The organism is Vibrio sp. WZ-1 (assembly GCF_052037695.1).
Classification (GTDB): Bacteria; Pseudomonadota; Gammaproteobacteria; order Enterobacterales; family Vibrionaceae; genus Vibrio.
The window spans coordinates 1-843 of the sequence record NZ_JBQEQR010000018.1 but is presented as its reverse complement, the minus strand read 5'-3'; the positions used below and the strand labels follow the sequence as shown (position 1 = coordinate 843).

1 protein-coding gene is annotated in these 843 nt (G+C 48.9%); it reads right to left on the bottom strand.

What is annotated here, in order from left to right; genetic code table 11:
- On the bottom strand, positions 1–843 hold an 843-nt coding region (locus tag ACTS60_RS00165; protein ID WP_440886723.1), incomplete at both ends, for a VCBS domain-containing protein.

The window sequence follows — 843 nt, the reverse complement described above, 5'->3', positions numbered from 1 at the left end:
GACTGTGAATGTCTCTTCAACTTTGTCACCAAGGTTAAGTTGGTTGAATGCGCTGTTAGCGGTGAAGACCCAATGACCATGGGCATCAATGGTTAGGTCACCGTGAGTCCCTGTGATTGAGTCTGGGGTGAAGGCGTTATCGGGGTTATCGACATCAGTACTGGTTAGGGTGCCTGAAGTCGTGATGGCTTTGTCCGTTTCATCAACAGCCACAGTGGCACTGCTGACGGTCGCGGCATCGTTAGTTCCGTTAATAGTCACCTTGATGGTTGACTGAGTTCCATCGACAGAAGCAACAGTAAAGGTTTCTTCGATCTTGTCGCCAACGTTCAGTTGGTTAAAGGCGCTGTTAGCGGTGAATACCCAATGACCATGGGTATCAATGGTTAAGTCGCCGTGGGTACCTGTGATGGAATCAGAGGTGAAGGCATTGTCCGGATTATCGACATCGGTGCTGGTCAGGGTGCCAGAAGTCGTAATTGCTGAGTCGGTTTCATCAACAGCCACTGTTGCGCCACTGACAGTAGCTGCATCGTTGGTGCCATTGATAGTCACTTTAATCGTGGATGGTGTGCCATCAATTGACGTTACCGTAAATGTCTCTTCGACCTTGTCGCCCACATTAAGTTGGTTAAATACACTGTTGGCAGTGAATACCCAATGACCATTAGCATCAATGGTTAAGTTGCCATGAGTACCTGTTATCGAATCTGGTGTAAAGGCGTTATCGGGATTATCGACATCGGTACTGGTTAGGGTGCCTGAAGTTGTGATGGCTTTGTCCGTTTCATCAACCGCAACAGTCGCACTGCTGACGGTCGCCGCATCGTTGGTGCCGTTAAT